Source organism: Aurantiacibacter sediminis, from assembly GCF_016019885.1.
GTDB classification, from domain to species: Bacteria; Pseudomonadota; Alphaproteobacteria; order Sphingomonadales; family Sphingomonadaceae; genus Alteraurantiacibacter; species Alteraurantiacibacter sediminis.
Map to the genome: position 1 here is coordinate 340,565 of NZ_JAEANY010000004.1, position 19,043 is coordinate 359,607.

The following is a 19,043-nucleotide window of genomic DNA, read 5'->3' on the forward strand; positions in this document are numbered from 1 at the left end:
GTGAGCTTAGTTGTCGTCCTGCAACACCGAAGCCATCGGCGTGGTGCGGGGCAGAATCTGGAAATCCTGCTGATCGTCTTCTGCAACCGGCGGGCTGACGATCATTCGCCAAATGCCGAAGACGGCTCCTACCAGAGCGAACACACCAATCGCGCCGAAGAGACCGGCAGGGCCAAACCAGCTCAGCGAGGCCGAGCCGAATTGCGGCCCCAGCATCGCGCCGAAGGAATAGACCAGCACCAGCCCGCTGCTTGCGCCCACGCGCTCGCTTTCTTCGAGGTGATCATTCGAATGCGCCACGCAGAGCGGGTAAAGCGCAAAAGCAAACCCGCCAAATGCTGCCCCTACGATAAAGATCAGGGCCGGCTCGCTTGTGAAGGCAAGCGCCGCGCAAAGGCCCGCCGCTGCCAGCATCGCTGCGATAATCACGCGCCGCCGGTCAAACCTGTCTGACAACATGCCGAGCGGATATTGCAGCACCACACCGCCCGCGATCACACAGGAGGTAAACAAGGCTACCTGCGAGAGCGGCAATCCCACGCGCTGCACGAATACAGCGCCAAGCGCGTAGAATGCGCCGAGCATCATCCCGGTCGCGAGTGTACCGACGATCCCGAGCGGCGACGCTTCGTAGAGGCGCTTCAGCGAAAATGGCGCGACCTCTTCGAGCACCGGCTGTTCGATCCGGGTCAACACGACCGGCAGAACCGAGATCGACAGCAGGATTGCAGACAGCATGAACGGCAGCGCCGGTGCGTTGTCCTGGAGGTTCAGCAGGAACTGCCCGATGGCCTGCCCCGCGTAGAGAGCAATCATGTAGGAGGCGAGGATCGCGCTGCGATTGTCTGGCCGCGCCACGCGGTTGAGCCAGCTTTCGAGGCACACGAAAACCCCGCTCATCATGAAGCCGTCGATAAAGCGCAGCACGGTCCACGCCGCGGGCAGATCGATCACCGCATAGGTCAGGCTGCTGGCGGAAAAGATCGATACGAAAGCGGCGAAAGCACGGATGTGACCGACGCGCTCGATCACGCGGACCACAGTGAACGCGCCAAGTGTCAGTCCGCCGAAATAGCTAGTGCCGACAAGGCCGATGACGAAATCGCCAGCACCCGCCTCTTCAAGCCGGATCGCGATGAGAGTAGACAGGAAGCCGCTGCCCGCCATCAGGACGAAAATCGCCAGCAGCATTGTGCGCACGGAAAGGAGCGATCCGACCATTTTTGCCCCTTAGCTATGGTCGGAAGGTTACGCTAGAGCTTGTCGCCCAGCGCCTCTCGCAAGTCATCCAGCCATGGGTCGAATGGCACCCATGCGCCCTGCCCCTTGCGGTTGATCGGCTGGCGCACCTGCTCGCTGCTGGCCGTTTTCACCGCGCGATCTGTCTGGTGGAAATTGAGGCAGGCTTCTTCGAATTCGAGCCCGCAATAATCGAGCATCCGGCGGATCTGGCCCTCCGGATCATCAAGCACGTCCTCATGCTGCACGCGCAGGACGCGCCCGGGCAACACCTTGTCCCAGTGGTCCATCAGATCGACATAGTCGCTGTAATAGCGACCCACTTCGGTCAGGCCGTATGTAAACTCCTGCCCTTCGGCGAAGAGCTGCTTGAAGCCGGAGAAACAGCAATCCATCGCCGCGCGGCGGGCATCGATGATTTTCGCGTTGGGAAGGATCAGGTGGATCAGCCCGATATGGCGGAAATTGTTCGGCATCTTGTCGATGAAGAACGGCGCGCCCTGTCGGTGGATGCGAGTATTCTCGATGAACTGCTTGCCGAAAGCTGCGAGTTGCTCGGGCTTCAGATCGTGCAGCACTTCCGGATAGCGCGACTGGCCCGCCTTGCGCCCGCGCAGCCGGTGCGCGAGCGCGAGAATGTCCGGCAATTCCATCGTGCCATCGACCTGGCTGTGGCTGGCCAGGATCTGTTCGAGCAGGGTTGAGCCCGCGCGCGGCAGGCCGAGGATGAAGATCGGATCGGGTGACGGATCGCCATTGCCCTCATGCATGGCGAAGAGTTCGGGCGTGCAGGTCTCGCGCTGCTTGGCGAGCTCTTCGCTCATCTGGTCCGCGCTGTAGCGGGTTTGCGCGCGTTTGAGCGCATTGCCCTGCTCGTAATAGCGAAAGCTCGCTTGGTAGTCTTTACGATCCTCATGCGCCTTGCCCAGCGCGAAAGTCATATGCACCCGGTCCATGAAGGCGAGCGTATCGCCCGCGAGATGGGCCTCCATTGCCGCCATTTCTTCATCGGTGAAGGTATAGGTCTTGAGGTTGGCGAGCGCATACCACGCATCGCCATGGTCGGGCTTGGCAGCGAAGGCCGCGCGGTAGCTTTCGACCGCCTCATCAGTGCGTCCCGTCGTTTTCAGCGCATGGCCACGGCTGGTCAGCGTCGCGGGATCGGCGGGAAGCTTTCCCAGAACCGCATCGAACAGCTGAAACGCGCGATCATAATCGCCCGTTTGCATACTTTCGATGGCGAGGTGCGACTGGAAGAGCGGATTGTCCGGCTGGGTCAGGTAGAGCGCCTCGGCCTCTTCCAGCGCGCGGGCGAATTTCTGGCGACGACGCAGCGCATCGATATAATCGAGGTGGATCTGCACATTGTCGGGCTCGAATATGCGAGCGCTTTCGAGCAGGAATTCAGCATCGTCTAGAATGCCCAGCTTGATACCGATCTGCGCGAGCAGCCGCATGCCCTCCGCGCTTTTGGAATGGCTGCGCAAGTAGTGGCGGCAGAACTCCTCAGCCTTAAGCAAGCGCCCTTCGGCAAGGTGATTGGTCGCAGCGAAAAGCTCTGGCGGCAGCGCCTTGATCCGGTCTGCCTGCGCCTTCGCGGCTGCCGCTTCCGCCCCGCCCTGCAATTCCGAAAGCGCGCGCCAGCTGGCCTCGAGCGCGGGGTTGAAGCGGGTAGCGCGGGTATAGGCCTCGATGGCCTCCGAAGGGCGGCCTTGCGCTCGCGCCAAGTGACCCGCCTCCTGCCACGCACGCCCATATTCCGGCATCGCCGCATGGAGCTTGGCGAGCGCCTCCTGCGCCTTTTCATGGTGGCCGAGATAGCGATGCGCCACCGCCGCCATATAGAGCGCATCGGCATCGTCCGGCGCCTCTGCCAGCACGGCCTCAGCCTGCGCGAGACCGGCTGCAAAATCGCCCGCCTGCAAAGCCTTTTGCGCGTCAGCAATCTGCTGGTCTCTTTCGCTCATGGCGTTCCCCTAACAAAAACGAAAGCGGGGGCGAACCCGAAAGCTCGCCCCCGCCTTGTGTCACTGCAATCGCAGGGTGATCAGTACTGGTAGGACACCCGCAGGCCGACCGTGCGCGGACGGTTGACCGTGATGCGCGGGCGATCGTTGACATAGTTGCCGGAAATCTCGGCACGCTCATCAGTCAGGTTCTCGCCGAACAGTTCAAAGCTCCACTCATCCATCGACACGCCAGCTGCGAAATCGACGATGGTGTAGCTCGCCAGTTCCAGACGGTTGATGTCGATAATGTCGGTGAACTTCGATGCCGAATAGCTGACCTGCGGCATTACGAAGGCTTCCAGATCGCTGGAGAGGTCCCATTCGTAGCGCGCGCGGATGTTGCCCTGGAATGACGGAGCGAAGGCGAGGTCATCGCCCACATTCACGTCATCGGTCGGGGTCAGCACTTCGGTGATCTCGGTATCGAGGATCGAGAAGGCACCCGCAACCGTCAGGCCCGGCACCGCGTAGGGCGCAATCGTGAAGTCCGCTTCGAGACCGTAAATCTCTGCGTTCGCCGCATTGTCCGAGAAGAACAGATTGGTGATGCTGGGATCGAAGATCGTCGTCTGCAAACGGCTGATATCGACATAAAAGGCGCTGCCGTTAAAACGCAGCTGGCCGTCGACAAGATCGAGCTTCCAGCCGATTTCATAGTTCTGCACTTCGTCGGTTTCGAGCTCGAACGGCACGGTAAAGCCCGCGCCATTCGTCGCGCCGCCCGGACGGTTCAGCAGACCCGGACGGAAGCCTTCCGAATAGGTCGCATAGATCAGCGTATCAGGCGTCGGCGTGACGTTGATCGTGCCTTTGAAAATGAAGCCATCGGCAGCAGCCACATGGGGTGCGCGCACGGCGTTGAACACCTGCTGCGCCTGCGTGGCGCTGAGGCCGGCATCCTGGATATCCTGCAGGCTGTCATTCAGATCGAATGTCTGGCGCAGCGCGGGCGAGCACGAACCGATGAAAGTGAACTGGCCATCGCCATCATACAGATCGTTGATATCCGTACCGAAAGCGTTCTGATCTTCCGCACTGAAGCTGTTGCAGAATGAGCCGTTGGCACTGCCTTCGAAATCGACTTCGATATCGTAAAAGCGAGCGCCGAAAGTGGTGGTGATGAGATCAGGGATCACGTCGAAGCTAACTTCGCCGAAGAAGCCGAGCTGCTCGTCCGTACGGCGGATGTCGTTACGGAAAATCGTATCGGCCGGGAACGGGCCCGGCTCGGTGGTGAAGCCGTCCTGCGGGAAGTTCGGCTTAAATGGACCAAACGGTGCCGCTGCGACATTGCCGGGATAGGCAAAGTCATTGCGTTCCTGCAGCTCGAGGTCGGAATAGAAAGCGCCGCCCTGGAAACGGACGCGCCAGTCTTCCGGCGTGCTGAAACGCAGTTCCTGCGTGAACACGGTCGTATCGCTGGCCGAAGTCACATAAAGGTTCGGAGCCTGGCACGTGCCGCTCGGTCCGCCAGCGCCCGGATAGGTCACGCCGCCATCACAGATGTAATAGGGCAGGTACTGACCCACGAACAGGTAGTCGGTGTAATCGACGCGCTGGTTGGTTTCGCGATCGGTGTAGGCACCGGTGTAGACCACATCGAGCATCGCGAGACGGCCTTCGACCGTCCAGCTGGTGTTCGAGAAATCGTCTTCCAACGTGTCATCTTCGAAGCGCTGGATGTTCAGCTCATCAAGTCCGCCCGGCAGTTCCGGATCGGCAAAGAACACACCGTCCGATTCCACGCTCTGGCGGCTGTGTGCGACAGTCAGCGTCCAATCGGGGGTGACTTCCCACAGCGCGGTGGCGCGGAAACCGGCATATTGCGTGTCGTTGAAATTCTCTTCGACAAGGCGCGCATTGTCCGCCGACAGGAAAGTGACGTTCGGATTGTTGGCCGGGTTCTCGTTGAACGGGGTCGTGGGATCGTCGGTCGACTGGAAACCGGCGCGAAGGGGGCTCACCGGAACGCCGTTTGAACGCACCGTACCTGCGGGGCGGAAGCGGGCGCTTTCCGTCAGGTCCCGCGTGCCCTGCACATTGTCGATATAGCCGCCCTGATCGTCGAGATAGACAACGCCACGCAGGCCGAAATTGCTGGTCACCGGCACGTTGAGCATGAATTCGGCATTGTAGCTCGTCTCGCCGCCTTCGGTGAAGGAGACGCCAGCCGAGGCTGCGGCATCGAAGCCCGAAAGGTCCGGCTTGTTGGTGATGAGGCGGACAACACCGGCCTGTGAGCTTGCGCCGAACAGCGTGCCCTGGGGACCCGAAAGCACTTCGATGCGCGAAAGGTCGGCCGCGTAAACATCGAGGTTGCGGCCCGGCTGCGCCAGCGGCTGCTCATCGAGATAGAGCGATACGTTGGGGGCGAGGCCGGCAACACCGGCGGTCGTCAGGTTCGGCGTCGTCGAAGCGAGACCGCGAATATAGATCGTCGACTGGCCCGGGCCGCTGCCGCCCGCGGTTACGCTGGTCAGCTGGTCGAGATAATCATTGAATGTAGAAATATTCAGTTCTTGCAGGCCTTCTGAGTCCAGAGCCTGCACCGAAACCGGCACGTCCTGCAGATCTTCCTCACGCCGCTGTGCGGTCACGAGGATCGTGCCGACGCCGCCTTCGCGCGCCTCGGTATCCTGTTCGCGGGTATCCTGCGCGAGAGCAGGAGTAGCCATGGCGATCGCGAGTGCACCGACAGATGCACTGGTCGAGAATTTCAACATATTTGGATTTCCGCCCGTTGTTAAAGAATTACGCGCGAAAGTTATCGAAAATGCTCCGAATTTTCGCGCGGGAGTAAAATTGCTTTTTGGATGGCGGCAGGAATAGCGGAGTTCCTGAGCGCATTCCAACCGTCTAAAGCCCGTATTACGGACTAAGCCATAGAATGTTGCAATCACGTTACAGTTGAAGTCTTGCTGAAACACAGGCTTAATGCATCGCTATCTGCTGACTGTATTCAAAAAACTTAACTGTATTTCTATGTCGGGCGCCGGATGTGACTATCTATTAATTTTCCAATAGAATAAATTGTTATTGGGGTCTTCATGCAGCAAGAATCTTTCACTTGCGCTTTTCTATCCGATTACTTGGCAGCCTCCCATTCCTCGCAGCCTTGCGCAGTCGTCGGCACGCCATATCGCTTGCGGCGGATGTCGAAAATGATGGCCTTCGCAATGGCGATCGCCATCAGCGCGACAACGAAGGAGAACGGCAGCGCCCCGATGATCATCGTGACCCGGATCGCATCGATGCCCCCGATGATCAGCATGGAGCCGACCACGAAAGCCAATGCCGCACCCCAGAACAGGATGTGATTGCGGTGCTGCCCTTCATTTTCGCCAGCGCCGTTGATCGTGTTCACAATCAGGATCGCGCTATCCGCACTGGTAACGAGATAGGTCATCAAAAGGATAACGACGAGGCCCGAGACGATCGCCGCGACAGCCGGATCAAGCAGGATAGCGAGCGTCGCATAGAGCTGATCTGAAATGTTGGCGTCAACGATGGCTCCATCGGCAGCGCCGCTCAGCTCCAGATCGATTGCCGTGCCGCCGACCAGGGCCATCCACACAAAACACATCAGTGAGGGTACAAGCAGCACGCCCAGCACATATTCGCGCACCGTGCGGCCGCGCGAAATGCGGGCGATAAACATGCCGACAAAGGGTGAAAAGGCGATCCACCAGGCCCAATAGAAAACCGACCAGTCGAGCTGCCATTGCACCAGCGCATCGCCCGTCTCGCTGCCATCGGAGCTGAACAGTGTCAGCGCCTGTTGCGGCAAAGTACGCAGGTAATCGAAGACGCCGACTGTAAGAAGCTCCAGCCCGAGTAACCCTGATCCGACAATTGCGAACAGCGCCAGTAATACAAAGGACAAGCCCATGTTGAGATTCGAAAGCCACTTGATCCCGCGCCCCACGCCGGACAGTGCGCTGATCGTCGATGCGCCAACCAGTAGGACAAGCGCGACGATAATCGCCAATGGGGTCGATGAACCTTCGGAATCGACAAGCCACTCGCCAACGCCCAGCCGGTACAGTCCGGCAATGAATTGCTCAACGCCAAGGCTCATCGTGACGGCGACACCTAGAATTGTCGCGACGACGGCGACGATATCGACGATGTGTCCGGCCGTCCCCGACATCACGCGGCCGAATAGCGGGGCAAGCGCAGACCGGATGGTAAGCGGAAGATTGCGGCGGTATGCAACATAGCCGATCGACAGCCCGACAAGGCCATACGTCGCCCAGGCGGCCAAGCCCCAGTGCAGGAAAGTGTAGATATAGGCCGAACGTATGGCCTCTCGCGACAGCGGCTCGATCTGGCCGCGGATGATGTCCGGATTGTTGGCCCAATGCGAAAGCGGCTCGCCCGCCGAATAGGTAAGCATGCCGATACCGATGCCGGCGCCGAACAGCATAGCGAACCAGCTGAACCGGCCAAACTCGGGTTTCTCACCCGGAGCGCCGATGCGCAGCTTCCCGGTTTGCGGGGCCACTGCCAGCCCCAGCGCAACCACCATGATCGCTGCGACGAGATAGACATACCAGCCCGAGAAACTGGCAATAATGGTCGAATTGGCAGCGGACAGGGTCTCATTCGCCGAAACGGGGAAGAAAATCGCCCACAAGATCAGAAGCGATACGATGATCTTAGCAGGGATGGTCACTTCACGGCTGAAGCCATCGTAGAAACCGCGATCATGCGTATCGATCGGCAGGTCCACCAATGGCGGATCAATTGGAAAATCTTTCGTTTCGCCGGCAGGCGCCTGCTGTGTCACGCGATGACTTTCTGTGTTGCAAATCGACGCTGCGCCCGGCGCAGAATTGCGCAACAAAAGGCAGATCGACGGGAAGAACGCTGCGAAGCATAGGGAGTTGGCCCCGCAATGCAAATGAGCTGGCGCGCGCGCCCCCTTGACCATCGGCGTCTCTGGCGGCAATTTTGGCGGCGACGTTGCAGAGCTGAAGGGGGGATTGGCTATGGCGACACAGGCAGGATCGGCTTCTGCGCCGGTAGGCACGACACGGTTCTACACCATTATGGCGTGGATCATGTCCGTCGTCACCGTTGCAGGATTTTCACTCAATCTGGCGATGGGGCGTTCGAGCTTCGATGTGCCTGCGGCATACCATGTCCATGCCGTGGTCCTCATGGGTTGGATCGGCCTGTATCTGGCGCAGCACATGACGATGTCTGCGGGCGCCATCGGTCTTCACCGCTCGCTCGGCAAGCTGGCCTATGTCCTCGTTCCCGCGATGGTTGTTGCAGGCAGCGCGGTAATGGTGGTGGTGGCGCGGCGCACGGGTGGTCCATTTTTCTTCAATGTCAGCGAATTCCTGATCAGCAATCTGGCAACGCTATGGTGTTTTGCCGGGCTTGCCATCTGGTCTCTCTCGCGCCGCCGCTACAATGGCTGGCATCGGCGGCTGATGCTTGTCGCCATGGCTATCCTGACCGGGCCGGGCCTGGGACGACTGCTGCCACTGCCGCTGATGATCCCCTATTCATGGACGATCACCGTCTGCGTGACCTTCCTGTTTCCGATCATCGGCATGATTGCGGATAAGCGCCGCGATGGCCGTGTGCATCCGGCCTATCTCTGGGGCACGGCTATTTATGCTGCGGTATTCGTGGCTTCCATGCTGCTCGCCTATTCGCCGCTCGGCTATGCTATCACGGATTGGGTGATCGCGGGAACTCCGGGTGCGGAACGCCCGATGGACGCTTTCCTGCCGCCCGGTTTCACCATGTAGGCGGAACCCCCTCGCCAGCCCGTTCATTCCCTCTATATAGAGCGCCAAACGCCAATTGACGGGATCACGACATGAACGACCAGACCTCCATCCCCACAGGAGTTGACCTGCGCGAAGAAATCGACCGCCTGCGTAAAGAGCGCAACGCGGTTATCCTCGCGCATTATTACCAGAAGCCCGAATTGCAGGATCTGGCCGATTTCGTTGGCGACTCGCTGGAGCTGTCCAAGAAAGCGGCAGAGACCGATGCCGATGTGATCGCCTTTTGCGGCGTGAAGTTCATGGCCGATACCGCCAAGATCCTCAGCCCCGAAAAGATCGTGGTGCTGCCGGATATGGACGCAGGGTGCAGCCTGGAGGACAGCTGCCCGCCGGACAAGTTCCGCGCTTTCCGCGAAAAGCATCCCGATCACATCGCGCTGACCTACATCAACTGTTCGACCGAGGTGAAAGCCCTGTCGGACGTTATCGTGACCAGTTCCAGCGCGGAGACGATCCTTTCGCAAATCCCTGAAGACCAGCCAATCATCTTCGGTCCGGATCGCCACCTTGGCGGCTATCTCAATCGCAAATTCGATCGCGATATGCTGCTGTGGCCGGGCGTGTGCATCGTGCATGAGGCGTTTAGCGAGAGAGAACTGCTGAAACTCAAAGCGCAGCATCCCGATGCGCCCATTGCCGCGCACCCGGAATGCCCGCCGCATATCATCGATCACGCCGATCACGTCGGCTCGACCAGCTCGATCCTGCAATTCGCCAAGACCTTCGAAGGCGACACGTTGATCGTCGCGACAGAGCCGCACATCATCCACCAGATGGAAAAGGCGCTGCCGGAAAAGACTTTCCTTGGCGCGCCGGGTGCGGACGGCAACTGCAATTGCAATATCTGCCCCTATATGGCGCTCAACACGATGGAGAAGCTCTATCTCTGCCTGCGCGATCTTGAACCGCGTATCGAGATAGAGGAAGAGCTGCGTCTGAAAGCCAAGGCGAGCCTCGACAAGATGCTCGAAATGGCTGCCGGGACTATCGGCAAAGGCGATTTGGGCCGGGTCTAAGCCTCCCGCCTAACGCTCCAATCGCTCTGCCAGCATATGCGGCGTCGCCATGCCGAAAGCGAGCGCCGCGGCGATAGGCAGCGCCATGTTTCCAGCCACTACTAGCGCTGCGATTGCTAAAGCTCCGAGCACAGCGAGGACAGTTGTGAGACCGGCTGCCTTGGCGACATCGCGCCAGCCATAGCGGCGAATTTGTGCCTGCTGGATCGGCAGGGCATGTCCGGCGGCAAAGGCAAAGGCTACCGCCAAGACGGGATGCAGCGCAGCGGTTGCGACAATCGTCGAGAGAAGCACAGGATCGCGCCAATTGCGCGCTAGCGACCACACAGACAGCGCCAGCCCTGTAGCGCCTAATCCAGCGAGCGCGAGGATGAAGCTTGGCGGTGTGTCCATCCCGAGCACTGCGGCAAAGACTTGCGTCGTCGCGCCACCCTGCCACAGCGCGCTGCCGCCAATAGCCGTCAGCGCGAAGCCTGCCTTGCGCGCAGCCTGCCCCTCTGTTGAATGCGCGAAATGCCACGCGGATAGGAGCAGGAACAGCGTAAGCCCCGCCAAGGGAAGCGACATAAAAAGTGCGGCGACCGCCAGGCCTGTGACGACATAAGCGGCAGCGCCGGCGAGCCGGTATGGATGGATGGTGCCATCCTGCTCGTCCCCCGCGCCATGGGCGACACCGACAAGAAAAAAGAGCAGGCCGAGAGTGATTGCAGCGGTCTCGCTCCAAAGCTCTGCTGCCCCGGCCAAGGCAAGGAGCCCTAAAGGCAAAGCAAGCGGACGGGCGGCCCACCCCGATTGGGTAGGCCGCCCGCTAATGGCTGTCGAAACAGCCGACATGGATCAGTCGCCGCGCTTGGAAGCGATCTTCGACGCGGCGCCGGTGGTGTCGAGTGCTTCTGCTGCAGGCGCATAGCCCTCAAGCGCGCTGCGGCGCAGGACATAGCGTGACAGGATGATGCCGAAGACCAGCTTGGTCGAAATGTCGGCAATGCTGAAGAGCAACTGGCGGCCCACCACGATATCGCCTGTGAAGCCAAGCTGTGGCAAGGCGTAGGCGATGGGATAAAGGCCCCACGTCGCCAGGAAATACCACCAGATGTTCTTCGGCCATGCGGCGATTTCGGCGGGGCTGTTGGCGATGCCAGCGGTGATGACGCCGCGCACTTCCACGATCAGCCAGACGAAAAATACGGTCGAGATAACGCCCCAGATATTGAGCCGCGACCAATCGCCGGTTTCGCCAAATTGGCCGTAAAGGCCAGTCCAGATCATCAACACGCCCGGAATGATCATCCGTAGTGAACGCTTGTGCAGTTCAGGCCGTGCGAGGGCGAAGGCGATGGGCAATTGCGTGAGCAGGATCGGGACGGTGATCGTCCAATTGCCGTAACGGAATGCATTAGTGAATGTGTTGCCGTCCGCCATGGGCGCATACATTGCGCCGTCGAAAGCATAGCTTGCTTCCCACAGACTGAATTCGCGCATCAGGCTGAGCCCCGCGCTCGCCATTACCAGGGCCGACATGATCGGGACCAGCCGGTATCGCGGAGCGAGCTGCTGGCTGACCATGAGAAAATACAGGATAAAGGCGAAATGCGCGCCATAACTGACCATCAGGATCAGCGATCCCGTGGTGTATTGCCCGGCGGTGAGCGGCACGAGATTTTCGATACTGCCGGTTAACTCTGCAACCTCTGCCATGCTTGGTGTTTGTAAAGCCATCGTAATTTCCCTCACGAGAAGATAGGGGCGACGCCGATCAGGCGCCGCTGACCGGCGCTCGTGGCCGACCAGTTCATCAGCAACCAAATCGGCTTAGCGGCGTTATGGTTCCCGTATGACCGGCTCTAAATCCCTCAAAAATAGCGTATGAATGCCTCCAAAGGCCCTTTTCTCGGTCGGCTCGATTGGTTGCTGCACCGGATAGTCGCGAGCTATTGGTCGCTCCCGCTTGCAGGGGTTTTCGCCGCGCTGCCGATTGTTCTCGCAATCCTTTGGCTGGACCGCGAAGGGCTTACGCAGTGGATGCTTGAAAACGGGATCGATCCCGTTGCCAATGGCGATACGGCCAAAGATCTTGTCGCGGTGTCGGTCGGGATAAACGCAGCCTTCATCACCCTTTATTTCTCACTCACTCTGCTGGTTCTTACTGTGGCGAGCAGCAATCTGGGCGTGCGACTGGTGGATCGCTGGCTGGAAAAAAGGCTCGTTCGCATATCGCTCGCCGGACTGTCCTTCACCCTGATATTCTCGCTTGTCGCCCTGATGGCGATGGATGCGGAGGCCCCAAAAGAGAAATTGCCGCTCGCCCTGATTTGCGCGGTCGTTTTCCTGCAAGCCGTCAATGTCGCAATGCTGACGGTGGCCCTGCATGATCTGGGCCGCACGATATTCGTCGATCGCTCAATTGACCAGCTCGGCCAGGATGCAGCCGAAGGTCCCTTCGCCGTGCAATCCGCACCTGAAGAGGAGGTCGAATGGGCCCGAAAGGTTTGCTCTCCGCGTGAAGGCTATGTCGAAGGAAACGATCTTGAACTTCTGAGGAAGCGCTTGGGCGACACAGGAGGCCGGGCGCGCATATGTGCAGCGCCAGGCCAACACGTCCTTAAAGGCGAGACGCTCCTCTTGCTGGAGCGCGATCCGGGCGATGATGTCAGCGACGACCAATTTCTTTCAGTGGTGCCCGTGGGCGGTTTTAGAAGCGACGGGCAAGGTGCCGTATTTCGTATTCGGCTGCTCGTGGAAATTGCCGCGCGCGCATTGTCGCCAGCCGTGAACGATTTCTACACCGCGCTGACTTCGGCTGATCGCCTTGGCGCAGCGATCCTTGAGCAGAGACACAATTGGGTCAATCACGGCGAAATCGCGGTCTATTGCGAGAACCCTTCTTTCGAGTTGCCGGGCCAGGATTTTCGTGGGCTTTTCGAAGACCCCTTGAACGCATTACGGCAGGCCGCCTGCCAATATCCATCCGTTTCAATCCGCATGATCAATAATTATGCGCGTATCCGGCAAATCGTGCTGGAAGATGACCAGTCACACGAATTCGCCGAATTTCTTCGCCGCCTTGCGCGCGAATTGCGCGATCATGCGATCTCGGTTACCGGGTTCGATGGAGACCGGGATGACATCGAAGCTGCCTTTGCAGACGGTTTCAGCGACCCGGCACCCAATTCGCAGAAGGAAGCGGAGACCGCATCATGACCGCTGAACTCAAATTCATCTGGGCGCGATTGAACGCGAATTACTGGTTTTACCCTGCCCTCTTCTCCATCGCGGCAGCCTGCCTTGCCTTCCTGATGGTCTATATTGATCGCAGCGGCGCAGCGCAGTGGCTCAACGATGTCGACTGGATCGCACCTGCGCGGCCCAATGGCGCGGCCGACATGCTCACCGTGATGGCAGGCAGCATGATCGGCACGGCGGCGACGGTGTTTTCGATCACCATAGCTGCGGTTGCCTATGCCAGCGGCAATTACGGACCGCGCTTGCTGACCAACTTCATGGAAGATCGCGGCAATCAGATCAGCCTCGCCACCTTCATCGCCAGCTTCGTCTACGCACTCATTGTCCTTCGCGCTGTGCGTGCCGAGGATGAGACACCTGCTCTCGATGCGGCCACGGCGATGCCGGGCTTCACGCCCCAGCTTTCACTGTTGGGCGCCTACATCCTGCTGGCGATCTGCGTTGGCGTGCTGGTCTTCTTCCTCAATCACATCCCCTCCTCGATCCGCATCAACAAGGTGCTCGAAGGCATTGGCAAGCGATTGCTGGAAGCCATCAGGGAGACCTACCCCGTCGAGAATGAAACGGGCGATGCGCGTGAGCCTGAAGGCGGCGAACCGATCACGTCAACCGAGACTGGCTATATCCAGATGATCGACTTTGAGGATCTGCAAGCCATTGCGAAGGATTGCGATGCGGTTTTCTCTCTATCGGTACGTACCGGCGATTTCGTTCATCGCGATCTTACCCTTATGGAAGTGAAGGGCGTCCAGCCGGATGATGTTGCAGAGCGGGTGCGCGCATGTTTCTCGCTCGGACCCACGCGGACTCCAGAGCAGGACCCGCAATTTCTGATCGATGAGCTGGTAGAAATTGGCCTGCGCGCCCTTTCCCCGGGCATCAACGATCCCTTCACGGCGATTACCGCCCTGCACTGGCTGGGCGCGGCCACCGCCGAAATCGGGCGGCGCGATCTGCACAAGGATGTGTGCGGGGCTGGCGACAAGGAATGCCCGGTCATCCCGTGCCCTGACGATTTCAAACACTATGCCGATCGGGGCTTCGGCTCGATCCGCAGCGGCGTCGCCACCAGTCCTTCAGCGGCGCAGGTGATGCTCGAAGTGCTCGAGAATGCGGCTGTGCCCACAAAGCATGAGGGGCGGCGCGAAATCCTTCGGTTGGAAGGTGAATTGTTGCTGAAACAGGCGCAGCACGCGCTCACTGGGCCTGATCTGGAAGAGGTGGAAGCGCGCTATCGTGAATTCGCGGCAAAGCTGCCCTCAGCTAAGCCCGTACGCGCGGTGTCGTAGCTTTCGCGAGCGCGAGTCCGCTGCCGACCAGCGCAATGCCGAGAAAATCGAGTGGCACCAGTATCTCATCGAAGACGAACCACCCGACCACCGCCGCAACGGCTGGTTGTGTCAGCAGCGCAATGCCGATGACCAGAGGCGGGAAATGCCGCAGCGCGTAGACCAGCAACCCCTGCCCCACGAGTTGGCTGGAGAAGGCCAGCACGATGAGCGGCGTCCAATCGGTGGGCCACACGGGCTCGCCCAGCACCAATGCTGTGCCCAGCAGGACCGGCGCGCTGGCAAAGCCGGAGAGGGTGAGCAAGCTCCAGCTACCGAGCTCTTTGCGCGCATCGTGCAGGATCAGCAAATAGCCGGCATATAGCAGGCCGGCGAGCAGGCAGAAGAGGTCCCCCACCAGATTGGCCTGCGATATCTCCAGCGAGCGTCCGAGCAGTATCGCCGCGCCCGCGAGTGCCGCGATGATGGCTGGCCATTCGCGGCCGTTCGGCAGGCGGCGCAATACCACGAAGGCCCATAGCATCAGGATGATGCTTCCCGAATTGCCGAACAGCACCGCATTGGCGAGCCGCGTTTCACCTATGCCGATATGCCAGCTCGCAATATCGAAGCCGAAAAATACCCCGCCCAACAACACCGCAAGCACCATCTTGCGGCTTATCTTAGTCAGAGGCTGGCCGTTCACATGCGCCATCAGCGCCAGGAACGGCAACGCCAGCGCGACACGCCAGAAACCTGCTGACACCGCGCCGCTATCGGCCAGCCGCACCAGCCATGGCCCCAGCGCCAAAGCGACATTGCCGCCGATCAGCGCGGCGAACGGCAGCAGCCGCTCTCGAAAATGGCCGGGTGCTTGCTCCACAAGCCCGGTCTAGCGCCGCGCGCTGTCTTGGCTATAGGAAAGCGCGGAAACGTAGCGGAGAAATGCATTGCCGATCAGAAGCTGGATGTTCGTTCCGGGCGATAGCGAGCGCAAACTAGCCAAGGCCTCGTCCATCGGGGCGGATGTCATCATCCTCGATCTTGAAGATGCCGTCGCGCCGGAAGCCAAGGAGATGGCGCGCGAGACAACACGCAGCTGGCTGGAAGAACAGCGCGCCAATACGGATGCGACCGAAGGCACCCAGCTCTGGGTGCGCATCAATCCTCTCGATACGACGCAGTGGCAATATGATATCGAAAGCGTGCTGGCGGGAAAGCCCGATGGCATCATGGTTCCGAAAACCGCCGACCCTGAACAACTGCGCCGCCTGATCACGGTTCTTTACGAAATGGAGCCGCGCAACGGCATTGCACCGGGCAGCACCCGCCTGCTCCCACTGGTCAGCGAAACGCCGCAATCGGCCAATTGCATTGCCGATTATGGCCGCGCCGATACTGAAGTGCCGCGCCTAGCAGGCCTGACTTGGGGTGCGGAGGATCTTTCCGCTGCCATCGGCGCGAGCCGCAAGCGCGATGATCGCGGCGTATGGACCGACCTCTTTCGAATGGTACGCGCGCAGGTTCTGCTCGCTTCCCACGCGGCAGGCGTCGCCGCGATTGACACGCTGCATGCCGATTTTCGCGACGAAGAGGGTTTACGCAAGGTTGCGCGCGAAAGCTATCAGGACGGGTTTTCCGGCATGATGGCGATCCATCCCGCGCAGGTACCGATCATCAATGAAGCCTTCTCGCCAAGCGATGAAGAACTGGCAGAGGCGCGCGCGATTGTGGATCTGTTCGCCGAAAATCCCGGCGTGGGCGCGCTGCAGCTTGATGGCCGGATGATCGACCAGCCGCATCTCGATCAGGCGCGAAAGCTTCTCGCCAGCGTCCGCTAGCTCTTATTCTTCGGTCGGCTCCGCTGCGGACTCGGGCTCTGCCGCTGCGGGCTCGCCTGCCTCGTCTGCGTCGCCTTCATCGCTTGCGCTGGCATTGCCTGCGCCGGTAGCGCTTCCGCCCTCTTCCGGGTCGGGTTCTGCGAGCGGGGGCTGGGAGCGCAATTGGTCGAGCGGGATCATATCGTCACTGATCGTGCCTTCGAGCACTTCGCCGCTGGCTTCGCGGGGATCGTCGTCGGCTGGCACTTCATCGCCATTGCACGCGGCAAGCAGCATCAGCGCGGGGAAAGCAGTCCAGGCGTGTTTCATGCCGATTGTGTCTCCGAACTCTCAAGCGCGGCGAGGAAGCTGTCCGCCCGTGCGAGCAGTGCCTCGTCCCACTGCTCTGCGGTAACCGAAATTCCCAGATCGGCAAGGCTGGTCACGCCGAAATCGGCAATGCCGCAGGGGACTATCCCGGAAAAATGGGTGAGGTCGGGGTCGAGATTGACGGCAAAGCCATGCATGGTGACCCAGCGGCGCACGCGCACACCAATCGCACCGATCTTGGCTTCCTGCCCATCCTTGCCGCGCGTCCAGATGCCCACCCGGTCGCAGACGGACCATGCCTCCACGCCGAAATCGCTGAGCGCGCCGATCACCCAATCTTCCATGGAGTGGACGAAATTGCGCACATCGCGGCTGCGACGGGTCAGGTCGAGCAGCACGTAGGTCACCCGCTGGCCCGGCCCGTGATAGGTGTAGCGCCCGCCCCGTCCGGTCTGGACCACATCGAATCGCGGATCGACCAGTTCTGCCGTATCCGCGCTGGTGCCGGCGGTGTAGACAGGCGGATGCTCCAGCATCCAGATCAGCTGCGCCGCTTCGCCTTTGGCAATCGCGGCATTGCGCAATTCCTGCTCGTCCAGCGCCACGCGATAAGGTACCTGCCCGGCAGAGCGACGCCATTCGATATCGGCGTGACTTTTCGTAAGAATAGCGTGAGTCATGATCGTGTGGCTGTTGCGTGGCGACCCTTGTGCAGCTTATCAAGCCTGCAATCGCAATTTTAAGGACATCGCATGCCGATCAAGCTGGATATGGGCCAAGCCTGGAATGAGGCCGTGGCCATCCTGACTGCAAACAAGGATGTCGTTGCCATTGTGGCGGGCGTGTTCTTCTTCCTGCCCAATGCGATTGCCACCGTGATGATGCCCCAATCGGCGGAGTTGCAGGCGATGGCCGCATCGGGCGACCCGCAGGACTTGCAAGTGCTGAGCGACGTGATGCTGGATATGTATGCCAGCATCTGGTGGATATTCATTCCGCTCATCATTATGCAGGCCATCGGTACGCTGGGCCTGCTCGCGCTATTCACGGATAGCAGCCGCCCAACCGTCGGCGAAGCGCTGGGCTTCGGGGCGAAAGGCCTGCTGACCTATATCGCCGTGTCGCTCATCAGCGTCGTGGTGCTGACCGCGGCCTTCGTGATCCCGGTAGTTTTCGGCGCGATGATCGGTACACTTGGTGCGGCCTTGATGGGCGTGGTCGGCCTTGCGCTGATGGTTTACGTGCTGGTGAAGCTTTCCCTGACTTCCCCTGTCATCGCTATCGAGCGGCAGTTGAACCCCCTGACTGCGATAACCCGGTCTTGGCGGATTACGAAAGGCAATTCGCTGCGCCTATTCGCATTCTTCGTCCTCCTGTTTCTCGTGCTGATCGTGATCAGCGCCATCGCCAGCATGTTCTTCACGATCTTCGCGATTGCCGGTGACGAGGTTGGAGTGTTTGCCAGCGCGATTGGCGGTGCTCTCATTAATATGATTGGCGTGGTCGTGCTTTTGGCGGTGATGGCGGCAGTCCATCGCCAGCTGACAGGCGGAACACCAGCTACGGTGACCGATACTTTCGCTTAAGGCTTTCTAGGCAGACGGCTTGTCGTCGTTTTTTGCAGGCGCGTCTTTATAGCCCCAGGCAAGGATGCAGGGCGGGATATTGCGCCACACGAAGCCGGTTTCGACGCGCGGGAAATGCCGCGCTGTCAGATCGCGCGCCACACCCTTGAACTGGTAAGTCAGGAAAGCGCCGCCTTCGCGCAGCACACGATAAGTCGCCGCCGCAATATTTTCCCCAACGCCGTCCGGCAGTGTCGAGAAAGGGAGGCCTGACAGCACGTAATCGGCGTGGTCATGTCCGATGGATTTGACGATGGCTTCCACGTCTTCGGCTGATCCCAGCACGGCGTGGAAGCGACTGTCGCCAAATGTCTTGCGCAGATAGTCGATGAAGAGCGGGTTGGTGTCGATCACCAGCAATTCACCGCCGCGCGGCAGGCGATCGAGGATATGCGGGCAGAAGGTGCCAACCCCAGGGCCATATTCCACGAACAGCTTGCAATTGCCCCAATCCAGCGGATCGAGCATGGCGTCGATGGTCACTTTGGAAGAAGGAATGACGGAGCCGACCATGCGCGGTTCTTCGAGGAAACCCTTGAAGAAAACACCAGCCGGGCCAAGCGCACGCTTTACCCGCGCCCGGATGCTGGTCTTGCCCTGCCGGGCCAGATCATTGCTCTTCATAGTCAGATTATTCCCCGAAACGTCTATGCTGCCTTGCACCCATGCCTCTGTAATGCAAGCGC

General features: G+C 60.0%; 17 protein-coding genes. 7 read left to right on the top strand and 10 right to left on the bottom strand.

Features of this window, described 5'->3' with window-relative positions; translation table 11 throughout:
* Positions 1 to 6: 6 nt before the first annotated feature.
* The 3 genes from I5L03_RS13095 to I5L03_RS13105 form a co-directional block, all read right to left on the bottom strand.
* Positions 7 to 1,221, bottom strand: coding sequence for an MFS transporter (locus I5L03_RS13095; protein ID WP_197922514.1), 1,215 nt, complete (start codon positions 1,219 to 1,221; stop codon positions 7 to 9).
* 32 nt (positions 1,222 to 1,253) lie between these two features.
* Positions 1,254 to 3,206, bottom strand: a complete 1,953-nt coding sequence (locus tag I5L03_RS13100) for a tetratricopeptide repeat-containing sulfotransferase family protein (RefSeq protein WP_197922517.1) — start codon at positions 3,204 to 3,206, stop codon at positions 1,254 to 1,256.
* An 80-nt stretch (positions 3,207 to 3,286) separates the two neighbouring features.
* Entirely contained in the window at positions 3,287 to 5,923 is a 2,637-nt protein-coding gene (locus I5L03_RS13105) for a TonB-dependent receptor (protein ID WP_234035253.1), read from the bottom strand.
* On the opposite strand from I5L03_RS13105, the gene I5L03_RS13110 reads away from it, so the two are divergent.
* Positions 5,922 to 6,077, top strand: a complete 156-nt coding sequence (locus I5L03_RS13110) for a hypothetical protein (protein ID WP_197922633.1) — start codon at positions 5,922 to 5,924, stop codon at positions 6,075 to 6,077. The two genes, I5L03_RS13105 and I5L03_RS13110, sit on opposite strands and share 2 nt — an antisense overlap.
* Positions 6,078 to 6,333: 256 nt before the next feature.
* Here the strand turns inward: I5L03_RS13110 and I5L03_RS13115 are convergent, their stop codons facing one another.
* Positions 6,334 to 8,037 carry a BCCT family transporter gene (locus tag I5L03_RS13115; RefSeq protein ID WP_325100213.1) on the bottom strand — a complete coding sequence of 568 codons (1,704 nt, stop codon included), beginning with the start codon at positions 8,035 to 8,037 and terminating at the stop codon, positions 6,334 to 6,336.
* A 136-nt stretch (positions 8,038 to 8,173) separates the two neighbouring features.
* Between I5L03_RS13115 and I5L03_RS13120 the strand changes: the two genes are divergently transcribed.
* Both I5L03_RS13120 and nadA read left to right on the top strand, forming a co-directional pair.
* Positions 8,174 to 9,013: a hypothetical protein gene (locus I5L03_RS13120; protein WP_234035254.1), complete on the top strand. Its 840-nt coding sequence runs from the start codon at positions 8,174 to 8,176 to the stop codon at positions 9,011 to 9,013.
* A 71-nt stretch (positions 9,014 to 9,084) separates the two neighbouring features.
* Entirely contained in the window at positions 9,085 to 10,071 is a 987-nt protein-coding gene (nadA, locus tag I5L03_RS13125; RefSeq protein ID WP_197922521.1) for a quinolinate synthase NadA, read from the top strand.
* 9 nt (positions 10,072 to 10,080) lie between these two features.
* On the opposite strand, the gene I5L03_RS13130 is transcribed toward nadA, so the two are convergent.
* A complete protein-coding gene (locus tag I5L03_RS13130; protein WP_197922523.1) occupies positions 10,081 to 10,815 on the bottom strand; it encodes a Brp/Blh family beta-carotene 15,15'-dioxygenase in 735 nt (244 codons plus the stop codon).
* Positions 10,816 to 10,908: 93 nt separating this feature from the next.
* Positions 10,909 to 11,790 (bottom strand): bacteriorhodopsin, encoded by an 882-nt coding sequence (locus I5L03_RS13135; RefSeq protein WP_197922534.1) that lies wholly within the window; start codon positions 11,788 to 11,790, stop codon positions 10,909 to 10,911.
* A 147-nt stretch (positions 11,791 to 11,937) separates the two neighbouring features.
* On the opposite strand from I5L03_RS13135, the gene I5L03_RS13140 reads away from it, so the two are divergent.
* Both I5L03_RS13140 and I5L03_RS13145 read left to right on the top strand, forming a co-directional pair.
* Entirely contained in the window at positions 11,938 to 13,272 is a 1,335-nt protein-coding gene (locus I5L03_RS13140) for a DUF2254 family protein (protein WP_197922535.1), read from the top strand.
* On the top strand, positions 13,269 to 14,603 hold the full coding sequence (locus tag I5L03_RS13145; protein ID WP_197922537.1) for a DUF2254 domain-containing protein: 1,335 nt from the start codon (positions 13,269 to 13,271) through the stop codon (positions 14,601 to 14,603). Before I5L03_RS13140 ends, I5L03_RS13145 begins: the two co-directional genes overlap by 4 nt.
* Here the strand turns inward: I5L03_RS13145 and I5L03_RS13150 are convergent.
* Complete coding sequence (locus I5L03_RS13150; RefSeq protein ID WP_197922539.1) at positions 14,578 to 15,465, bottom strand: DMT family transporter; 888 nt, start codon at positions 15,463 to 15,465, stop codon at positions 14,578 to 14,580. The genes I5L03_RS13145 and I5L03_RS13150 overlap by 26 nt on opposite strands.
* Before the next feature lie 67 nt (positions 15,466 to 15,532).
* On the opposite strand from I5L03_RS13150, the gene I5L03_RS13155 reads away from it, so the two are divergent.
* Positions 15,533 to 16,423, top strand: a complete 891-nt coding sequence (locus tag I5L03_RS13155) for an HpcH/HpaI aldolase/citrate lyase family protein (RefSeq protein WP_234035255.1) — start codon at positions 15,533 to 15,535, stop codon at positions 16,421 to 16,423.
* Positions 16,424 to 16,426: 3 nt separating this feature from the next.
* Here the strand turns inward: I5L03_RS13155 and I5L03_RS13160 are convergent, their stop codons facing one another.
* Positions 16,427 to 16,732 (bottom strand): hypothetical protein, encoded by a 306-nt coding sequence (locus tag I5L03_RS13160; protein ID WP_197922541.1) that lies wholly within the window; start codon positions 16,730 to 16,732, stop codon positions 16,427 to 16,429.
* On the bottom strand, positions 16,729 to 17,412 hold the full coding sequence (gene lipB, locus I5L03_RS13165) for a lipoyl(octanoyl) transferase LipB (RefSeq protein ID WP_197922543.1): 684 nt from the start codon (positions 17,410 to 17,412) through the stop codon (positions 16,729 to 16,731). Before lipB ends, I5L03_RS13160 begins: the two co-directional genes overlap by 4 nt.
* Positions 17,413 to 17,484: 72 nt before the next feature.
* Here lipB and I5L03_RS13170 point away from each other — a divergent pair, with 72 nt between their 5' ends.
* Positions 17,485 to 18,318 (top strand): glycerophosphoryl diester phosphodiesterase membrane domain-containing protein, encoded by an 834-nt coding sequence (locus I5L03_RS13170; protein ID WP_197922544.1) that lies wholly within the window; start codon positions 17,485 to 17,487, stop codon positions 18,316 to 18,318.
* 6 nt (positions 18,319 to 18,324) lie between these two features.
* On the opposite strand, the gene I5L03_RS13175 is transcribed toward I5L03_RS13170, so the two are convergent.
* Complete coding sequence (locus tag I5L03_RS13175; protein ID WP_197922545.1) at positions 18,325 to 18,981, bottom strand: class I SAM-dependent methyltransferase; 657 nt, start codon at positions 18,979 to 18,981, stop codon at positions 18,325 to 18,327.
* Positions 18,982 to 19,043: the final 62 nt, after the last annotated feature.

Bases quoted from the DNA above. Each gene is read 5' to 3' on its own strand.
- I5L03_RS13135 (WP_197922534.1), bottom strand. From the start codon at position 11,790: ATGGCTTTACAAACACCAAGCATGGCAGAGGTTGCAGAGTTAACCGGC.
- I5L03_RS13170 (WP_197922544.1), top strand. From the start codon at position 17,485: ATGCCGATCAAGCTGGATATGGGCCAAGCCTGGAATGAGGCCGTGGCC.
- lipB (WP_197922543.1), bottom strand. From the start codon at position 17,412: ATGACTCACGCTATTCTTACGAAAAGTCACGCCGATATCGAATGGCGT.
- I5L03_RS13105 (WP_234035253.1), bottom strand. From the start codon at position 5,923: ATGGCTACTCCTGCTCTCGCGCAGGATACCCGCGAACAGGATACCGAG.
- I5L03_RS13175 (WP_197922545.1), bottom strand. From the start codon at position 18,981: ATGAAGAGCAATGATCTGGCCCGGCAGGGCAAGACCAGCATCCGGGCG.
- I5L03_RS13145 (WP_197922537.1), top strand. From the start codon at position 13,269: ATGACCGCTGAACTCAAATTCATCTGGGCGCGATTGAACGCGAATTAC.
- I5L03_RS13140 (WP_197922535.1), top strand. From the start codon at position 11,938: ATGAATGCCTCCAAAGGCCCTTTTCTCGGTCGGCTCGATTGGTTGCTG.
- nadA (WP_197922521.1), top strand. From the start codon at position 9,085: ATGAACGACCAGACCTCCATCCCCACAGGAGTTGACCTGCGCGAAGAA.
- I5L03_RS13100 (WP_197922517.1), bottom strand. From the start codon at position 3,206: ATGAGCGAAAGAGACCAGCAGATTGCTGACGCGCAAAAGGCTTTGCAG.
- I5L03_RS13095 (WP_197922514.1), bottom strand. From the start codon at position 1,221: ATGGTCGGATCGCTCCTTTCCGTGCGCACAATGCTGCTGGCGATTTTC.
- I5L03_RS13160 (WP_197922541.1), bottom strand. From the start codon at position 16,732: ATGAAACACGCCTGGACTGCTTTCCCCGCGCTGATGCTGCTTGCCGCG.
- I5L03_RS13110 (WP_197922633.1), top strand. From the start codon at position 5,922: ATGGCGATCGCGAGTGCACCGACAGATGCACTGGTCGAGAATTTCAAC.